The following is an 8,105-nucleotide window of genomic DNA, read 5'->3' as shown; positions in this document are numbered from 1 at the left end:
CGCGTCCTCGTGCATCGCCTTCTTGAAGTTGCGCACCGCCGCGCCAATGTCGGATCCGGCGTTGCGCAGCTTGGTCGTGCCAAAAATCAGCAGCACGATCACCAGCACGATCAACCAATGCCAAATGTCATCAAAACCCATGTCTCAACTCCTGCGCGCCGGTGCGCGCCGATGGCGCCGATGCGGCCGGCGCTTGCCTCACTGAGTGTACTCTTCGAGCTTGTTGCGAAAGGTCACGATCGCCGGCGGCACCTGCTTGACCTGACCCTCGAAGACACGCCGCGCGGTCACGTTGGTGCCATACACGCGCTGGTCGGCGGCGTTGTCGATGCCGATGCGCGCGCCATCCAGCGCCACGCCGGCGAACAAGCCACGCGAGCGTGAATAGGAATAGATGGCCGCGTCAAAATGACCATTCGTGCTGGCGTTGGCATAACGCCCCACCGGTCCAGCCGCCGCCGATGCATCCGCGCCGATGGTGAACTCGCCGTGGATCAGGCGCTTGACGCCGTCCTCATTGGTGAATACCAAGATCACGTCGGTCGATGACACGCCCGCCTGAAAGCCCACGCTGGCGCCAGTGAGGCGGATGTAGGCCGGATCGGACCAGGTGCCGTCAGGCTTTTTGATTGACACCAGACCTTCGCCAAAGCGCCCGCCGAAAATCAGCCCGGCCTTGATCACGTCCGGAATCACCGCGATCGCGTGCGCGACCTGCATCAGGCTATGCGGTATGGCGCGATCGGGCGCCATCTGGATTTCCGCCAGCACGCGCGTGGCGCTCTGGGCGCGCTCGGTGTCGCGATTCACGCCATCCTGGGCTCCGGCCACGAAGGGCAGCAGCAGCGCGGACAACACCAACAGCATTCGCAAAGGTCGCAACAACATGGGGTACTCCTTGATCGGTTCCAGAACTTGATGCGTGCATCGGGCGCGACGACAAACCGCACCGGCAAGACGCGCTTCTATAGGCCCGCGCGCGCAACCGCGCGTGAACGCGGTGCGCGCACGCGCCTGTGGCAGACTCGCCGCGCCATCACTGCCCGCTGCGTCATGCCTGCATCCTCGCACTACACCGGCCTCGCCGGCTACGCCCACGACACGCCACCGCGCGCCGCCGTGCTGCTGGTCAACCTCGGCACGCCGCAAGCGCCCACGCCCAAGGCCGTGCGCACCTATCTGGCCGAGTTCCTGTCCGACCCGCGCGTGATCGAGTATCCGCGCTGGTTGTGGCAATTGGTGCTGCATGGCGCGATTCTGCGCGTGCGGCCCAAACGCTCGGCGCACGCCTACGCCAGCATCTGGACCGATGCCGGCTCGCCGCTGCGCACGCACAGCGAAGCGCTGGCCGCGGCCTTGCAGCGCAGTCTGACCGATCAATGCGCCGGCCCCATCACCGTGGACCTGGCGATGCGCTACGGCCGCCCCGCGGTGCGGGAGCGCATCACCGCCCTGCAAGCCGCGGGCGTGCGCCGCATGCTGCTGCTGCCGCTGTATCCGCAGTATTCGGCCACCTCCAGCGGCAGCGTGCTGGATGCCGTGGCCGACGCCATCAAGCGCTTGCGCTGGCCACCGGAGCTGCGCGTGATCAATGATTATCACAGCGATACCGGACATCTCGATGCGCTGGCCGACAGCGTGCGCCGGTACTGGGCGCTGCATGGCCGCGGGCAGAAGCTGCTGCTGAGTTTTCACGGCATTCCGCGACGCTGCGTGCTCGCCGGCGATCCGTATTACTGCCAGTGTCAGGCCACGGCACGGCTGCTGCGCGAGCGTTTGGGTCTCGGCGCGGACGAGGTGCTGCTCACGTTCCAATCGCGTGTCGGCCGCGAGCGCTGGCTGGAGCCGGCCACCGACGCCACGCTGCGCGCGCTGCCGCGGCAGGGCATCAAGCGCATCGATGTGCTGTGTCCCGGCTTCGCCGTCGATTGTCTGGAAACGCTGGAAGAAATCGCGCTGCGTGGCAAGGCGGACTTTCTCAGCGCCGGCGGCGATGCCTTGCACTACATCCCCGCGCTCAACAGCAGCGATGCGCAGGTACGCGCGCTCAGCGCGCTGGCGCTCAGGCACATGGGCGGCTGGCCGGAACTCGCGCCCGATTTCAATGCCGCCACGCACGCCGCCACGCAGGCTAGTGCGCGCGAACGCGCCGCGCATGACCGCAACCGCTGAACCACTGCGCATCACCCTGCCCGGCTTCGGCCTTGATCTGGCCGCGCTGGCATGGGGCGATGCGCACGCGCCACCGCTGCTGGCGCTGCATGGCTGGCTGGACAACGCCGCCAGCTTCGCCGCGCTGGCGCCGCTGCTGGCCGCACGGTACCGCATCATCGCGCTGGATCTGCCGGGCCACGGCCACAGCGCGCACGTGCCGCCCGCGGCACGCTACGACCTCGCCCTGTACGTGGCCAGCGTGCGTGAAGCCGCCGCCGCGCTGCGGTTGATGCGCTTCACGCTGCTCGGCCATTCGCTGGGCGGCGCCGTGGCCAGCCTTTATGCCGCGGCGTTTCCCGCGCAGATCACGCGACTCGCCTTGATCGAAGCGCTGGGGCCGCTGGCCGACGATGGCAACACCACGCTGCAACGCTGGCGCTCGGCGCTGACGGCACCGACGGACAAATCCGCGCGCGTTTTCCACAATGTCGAACAGGCGCTGGCCGCGCGTTGCCGCAGCACCGGACAGCAGCCCGATGCGATCCGCGCCATCGTCGCGCGCGGCCTGCGCCAGCAAGAGGGCGGCTGGGTGTGGCGCAGCGATGCGCGCCTGACCGCGACCACGCCAGTACGCATGGCCGAGTCGCAAGTACACGCGCTGCTGGCCGGCATCGCGGCACCCACCTGGCTGCTGCTGGCCGAACCGGAAAGCCCCTGGCTGCCGCACGCGCTGCTGCGCGCCCGCGTCGCCTGCGTGCCGCGCATCACCATCGACACACTGGCTGGTGGCCACCATCTGCATGGCGAGCGACCCGCGCAGGTGGCCGCGCGGCTGCGCGCGTTCTTGCATCGCGGCGACTGATACGCGCTGAAGCGTTGCGTTGAGCTTGGCGCAAGAGCGGTTGTTCACTCATAACGAAAGACCGCGCAAGTGCTCACCCGGACCTTCGGTCCACCCTCTCCCGAGGGGAGAGAGCAGAAAGAACGTGTGCTCGCGTGGCAACAAATCGCCGTGCAATTACCGCGATCCGATGCTTTGCCGGATGAACACAGTGCCCGCATCCGCACGGATGCGGGCGCCTTGCGTCTGCCTCAGGTGCCGATACCCGGCGTGGGTGCCACGCCAATCGGCGCGCCAGCGGGAAGCGTGGGCGCGCCAGCCTTGTAGGCGGCGGCGTTCCACGCGGCGACGCCGTTGCCGAGCAGGGCGTTGAAGCCGGCCAGCTTCTGCGCGAGCTGGCCACCGTACTCGGTCATCAGGCTCTGCATGGGCGGCGTGGGTGCCTGATTCTGCAGGCTGGCCAGCATTTGGTAGGTCATCTCCAGATTGGCATGCAGATCCTGCAGGTAGTGGATGTCGTCCTCGATCACCTGGTGCTGCAGCAGCGGGTTGTAGACGCTGTCGCGCAACGCCGTCACTTGTTTGTCCAGCGCCTTGGCCTGATCCAGCAATGCGCGCTGCGTGGCGTCCATGCTGCTGGATGAATTCTCGGCGGTGGTCGCGTAGCCCTGCAACGCGGTCTGCCACGCCGTGAGGCGGTTGAGCATCTGGTTGAGCGCATCGACCTGATTGCGCAGCGCCAACGCATTCACCAGCGTGGCGGCGTTGGCGCTGGCGTCGAACCGCTGGTTGGGGTCGTACTGCACCGCCACCGGCACGGACTTGCTCACGCCATCGGCGCTGATGGTCACGGTGTAGTTGCCGGGCAGGGCCATCGGGCCGCTGATGTTGGCGCTCTTGATGTGACGGTCGGCAAAGTCCAGACGCGTGTAGCCGTCCCAGGTCATGTCCCAGGCAAAGCGGTTGATGCCGGCCTTGGCCGGGCCCCAGCGCGTGGCGATGACTTGACCTTGCGCGTTGCTCACCACGATCTTGACCGGTGTCTGCTTGCCGGCCTTCTCCGCCGCGCTGGGCTTGAGTTCCCTGGGCAGCCAGTAATCGAGGATCACGCCGGTGGGCGGATTGGGCGTGGTGAACGCCGGCTCGGCGCCCTCGCCGCGCGCCCAGCGCTGCCACTCGATGCCGGTGCTGGGCGTGAACACATGCAGCTTGTCCTGCGCGATGGCCGGGCGCCACTGCGCGATCGGCGCCAGGTGATCGAACACCCACACGCCGTTGCCGTGCGTGCCCAATACCAGATCGCCCTGCGCGTAGTTGAGATCCCATACCGGCGTGGTCGGGAAATCGTGCGTGACCAGCTTGTTCCAGTGCGCGCCATCATCGTGCGAAATCCACACCCCGGTCATGGTGCCGGCGGCGAGGAATCCCTGCTGCCGCGGGTCTTCGCGCACCACCAGCGTCGAGGCGTTGTCGGGCAGGCCGCGGTCGATGCGCTGCCAGTGCGCGCCGTAGTCGGTGGTCTTGTACACGTAGGGCTTGTTGTCGGCGAGCATGTGCGCGTCGAACGACAGATACGCCGTGCCCAGCGTGAACGGCGAGGCGCCGATCTGGTACACGCGCGCCCACTTCGGCGCGCCGCCAGGGGTGACGTCATGCCAGATCTTGCCGCCGTCGCGCGTGACTTGCACCAGGCCATCGTCGGTGCCTACCCAGATCACGTTGGGATTCTGCGGCGCGATGGCGATGGACTGGATGGTGTCGTAGGTCTCGGCGCCGGAGATGTCCTTGTTCACCGGCCCGCCCGAATTGAGCTGCTTGCTCTTGTCGTTGCGCGTCAGATCAGGGCTGTCCACGGTCCAGTCAAGGCCACCGTCGGTGCTCTTGAACAACACGTTCGCGCCGAGGTACACGGTCTTGGCGTCGTTCGGATCCACCGCGATCGGCGCGGTCCAGTTGAAGCGGTACTTCTGGTCCCTGGTCTCCAGATCGTTCACCGCGCCGGGACCGTGCAGATACGGCATGGCGAAGCGCGACAGCTTGGTGCGGCGATTGAATTGCATGGTCGCGCCGTCTTCGGCGTTGCTGTAGATCACATCGGCGTCGCTCGGCGCGGGCACCGCGTATTCGCCGTCGCCACCGACCACGGTGTACCAGTCGTAGGCGCTGATCACGTTGTCGGCCAAGGTGTTGCTGGGTCCGCACCAGCCGCTGTTGTCCTGCAGGCCGACACACACGTCGAAGGGTTTGCGGTTGTCGGTGGCGATCGCATACACCTGCTCGATCGGCAGGTCATCGAGAAAACGCCAGGTCTTGCCGCCGTCCAGCGAGGCATAGGCGCCGCCATCGTTGCCTTCGAGGATGCGGTCCGGATCGGTCGGGTCGATCCACAGCGCGTGGTGGTCCACATGCACTGACTTGTCCAGCGGCTTGGCGGTCTTGCCGCCATTGTTCGAGACCATCAAATAGAACGAGTTGAAGTACACGCGCTGCGGGTCGTTGGGCGCGACCGCCAGCGTGCTGAAATAGAACGGGCGCACGTCCAGCGCATAGTTGTCGCTGACCTGGTGCCAGTGCTCGCCCAGATCGTTCGAAGAGAACAACAGACCCTCGCCGCGCTTGGCCTCGACCAGCGCATACACCAGGTCCGGCTGCGACGGCGCCACCGCCAGACCGATGCGCCCCAGCGGACCCTTGGGCAGGCCATCGTGCAGCTCGGTCCAGGTGGCGCCACCGTCGTTGCTGCGCCAGATGCCGCTGCCGGGACCGCCATCGTTCAAGGTCCACGGCGTGCGGTTGGCCTGCCAGGTGGCGGCGAACACCACCTTGGGATTGGACGGCGCCCAGGCCAGATCGACCGCGCCGGTGCCGTCATTGACGAACAGACTCTTGTGCCAGGTCTTGCCGCCATCGGTGGTCTCGAACACGCCGCGCGCGGCATTGGGCTTCCACGGATTGCCCAGCACCGCCACCAGCACGTGCTCGGGGTTCTGCGGGTCGATGAGGATGCGCCCGACCTGACCGTGCTCATCGAGCACGCGGTGGAAGCTCTGCCCGGCATCGGTGGACACGTACACGCCATCGCCACCAATCACGTCGCTGCGGATGTTGGCCTCGCCGGTGCCCACCCAGACGATGTTCGGGTTGGACGGCGCCAGCGCCACCGCGCCGATCGAGGAGGTGCCTTCCTTGCCGAAGATCGAGGTGAAGTGCAGCCCGCCATCGACGGTTTTCCACACCCCGCCGCTGGCCGCGCCCACATAAAACACGCGCGGATTGCCGGGGATGCCGGCGATGGCTGTCACGCGCCCGCCGGCCACCGCCGGGCCGAGATTGCGGAACGCCAGATTGGCGAACGGTTCCTTGGCCGGATTCAGTGCCGGCTTGGCCGCCGGTGCAGGCGCCGCCAGCAACGGCAGCGCGGGGGCGAGCGCCAAAACCAACGCAAGAGCAAGCGCGGACAGACGCGGGGTGCGGGGCATGGTGGTGACTCCGAGGTTCAGACGAAGCCACTCAGACCATTCAGTCGTGGTTTGGTTGCAGCGCGCACCCCCTGCCGGAAGTCATGGGTGGAGAGGCGAAAAGCGCGATTGTATGAAAACCGTAATTGCGCGCCTGCGCAGGCACTTGTTGAGGGCGGTTTGCGGTGCAAGGATTGCCGCAAGCTTGCTGCTTCGGGGCATTCCATGAACAGCAGATGGTTAGCTTTTTGGACAGTTGCCGTTTTTATCGGCTTGTATGCGATCACCGGTACTAGCCGCGCAAGCCCTGCTTTGGCAAGCAGCCAGGCCACTGCGTCGCTGCCGACGGTGCAGGTTGATCAGTACGGCCCGGCGATCTGGGGAATATCGAAAGGCAACCACGTGCTGTGGATTGTCGGCAGCGTTTCGCCCATCGAAAAGGACCTGAAGTGGAGCCACAAAAATGTGGCGGAATTGATGAAAACTGCGCGGGTATTCATTGCAGACGAACGGAGCATGGGTATAGAAAAAGCGCTGCCCATACTAAGATTAATACAGGTGGATTGGCTTGAGCACCACCAGTGGCGCGAAAACCCTCATGGCGCTGTGTTATCTAACATTCTGCCAAATTCCATTTATGCGCAATGGCTTCAACTGTGGGGAAAATATGGAAACGGTCACAATCCGCCCGATCGACTCACGCCCTACTATGCTCAGAGAATGCTTTACAAGCGTTTCCGCGATCACTATGGATTAAGGGAACGTTATGTCGATCATGCATTGATCCATATCGCCCGGCACGACGGGTTGCGAATCAAACACCCAGTACTTATTCAAGATGTCAGTCATTTTGAAAAGGCATTTTTACGAATACGCAAACAGCAGGACGGGGACCATTTTGCATGTTTTCGCGCCACGCTTGGACGCGTTGCCCATGACTACTCAAAGATCTATTATCGAGCCCAAGCTTGGGCCGTTGGCGATATTTCCCAGTTGGAGTACCTGAAGCCGACCAGCCGTCACAGTTGTTATTGGAATTCAACATACCGCGCCGCGTATACTAAAGAATATGATGGCCAAAACCTACGGTTTAAACATCGGCTTGTCGATTATTATGGAGGGATTATACAAAAATACCCCGTCGCAGTAACTGTTCTTCCAATCAATATTCTCTTGAGCGCAAAGGGTTTTATCTATCAGTTCAGAAAGCTGGGATATACCATTACTGATCCGCAAGGGAAGGGATCCCCCCCCCCCACCGAATAGAGAACGGAGGCAATTAAACGCCTTTTGACGTGAATCTCATGCCGCCGCGCGACTTGAGCGAATTATTTAATTGCCTCTGACCGGGGAAGAACTAGTGCGTACCTGTTGACCCGGGCGGCGAAATGGCGTCCCCTTATTGCTACTTATTGCGAGGGGTGGATTTCAAGCTACCCGGCTTTGTTGTTTTCCATGCTGGTACTGGGTATGGTGTTGCCCGTGTTTTCCATCCCGGGTTTATATGCTATTACGCATGATTACCCGACCCATCACAGGAGCCGGGGTCAGGCCGGGGGCAGATCTTGTCATGCAACATCTGGCTGCGCATCAAACAGGGTCAAAGACTCATTGAAATGCTTGGCGCGCTGAATCGTATTATGGTTGCGGCC

The 8,105-nt window shown here is 63.9% G+C and carries 6 protein-coding genes; 3 read left to right on the top strand and 3 right to left on the bottom strand.

All coding sequences use genetic code 11. The annotated features are described in order from the left end of the window. Both tatA and ACYDAT_RS15295 read right to left on the bottom strand, forming a co-directional pair. On the bottom strand, positions 1 to 141 hold a 141-nt coding region (gene tatA / locus ACYDAT_RS15300), incomplete at its 3' end, for a twin-arginine translocase TatA/TatE family subunit (protein WP_461440407.1). Positions 142 to 198: 57 nt separating this feature from the next. Further along, positions 199 to 888, bottom strand: a complete 690-nt coding sequence (locus ACYDAT_RS15295; RefSeq protein ID WP_461440406.1) for a lipid-binding SYLF domain-containing protein — start codon at positions 886 to 888, stop codon at positions 199 to 201. Positions 889 to 1,053: 165 nt separating this feature from the next. Between ACYDAT_RS15295 and hemH the strand changes: the two genes are divergently transcribed. Beyond that, positions 1,054 to 2,172, top strand: a complete 1,119-nt coding sequence (gene hemH, locus ACYDAT_RS15290) for a ferrochelatase (protein WP_461451216.1) — start codon at positions 1,054 to 1,056, stop codon at positions 2,170 to 2,172. Further along, a complete protein-coding gene (locus ACYDAT_RS15285) occupies positions 2,156 to 3,016 on the top strand; it encodes an alpha/beta fold hydrolase (protein WP_461451214.1) in 861 nt (286 codons plus the stop codon). Before hemH ends, ACYDAT_RS15285 begins: the two co-directional genes overlap by 17 nt. 230 nt (positions 3,017 to 3,246) lie before the next feature. Here ACYDAT_RS15285 and ACYDAT_RS15280 read toward each other — a convergent pair whose 3' ends face one another. Continuing rightward, positions 3,247 to 6,474 (bottom strand): WD40/YVTN/BNR-like repeat-containing protein, encoded by a 3,228-nt coding sequence (locus ACYDAT_RS15280; protein WP_461451212.1) that lies wholly within the window; start codon positions 6,472 to 6,474, stop codon positions 3,247 to 3,249. A 204-nt stretch (positions 6,475 to 6,678) separates the two neighbouring features. Between ACYDAT_RS15280 and ACYDAT_RS15275 the strand changes: the two genes are divergently transcribed. Then, positions 6,679 to 7,719: a TraB/GumN family protein gene (locus ACYDAT_RS15275; RefSeq protein WP_461451210.1), complete on the top strand. Its 1,041-nt coding sequence runs from the start codon at positions 6,679 to 6,681 to the stop codon at positions 7,717 to 7,719. Positions 7,720 to 8,105: the final 386 nt, after the last annotated feature.

The organism is Metallibacterium sp. (genome assembly GCF_054637675.1).
Note: the sequence above shows the minus strand (reverse complement) of the source record. Positions and strands in the feature narration are given on the sequence as shown.

Bases quoted from the DNA above. Each gene is read 5' to 3' on its own strand.
- ACYDAT_RS15295 (WP_461440406.1), bottom strand. From the start codon at position 888: ATGTTGTTGCGACCTTTGCGAATGCTGTTGGTGTTGTCCGCGCTGCTG.
- hemH (WP_461451216.1), top strand. From the start codon at position 1,054: ATGCCTGCATCCTCGCACTACACCGGCCTCGCCGGCTACGCCCACGAC.
- ACYDAT_RS15285 (WP_461451214.1), top strand. From the start codon at position 2,156: ATGACCGCAACCGCTGAACCACTGCGCATCACCCTGCCCGGCTTCGGC.
- ACYDAT_RS15280 (WP_461451212.1), bottom strand. From the start codon at position 6,474: ATGCCCCGCACCCCGCGTCTGTCCGCGCTTGCTCTTGCGTTGGTTTTG.
- ACYDAT_RS15275 (WP_461451210.1), top strand. From the start codon at position 6,679: ATGAACAGCAGATGGTTAGCTTTTTGGACAGTTGCCGTTTTTATCGGC.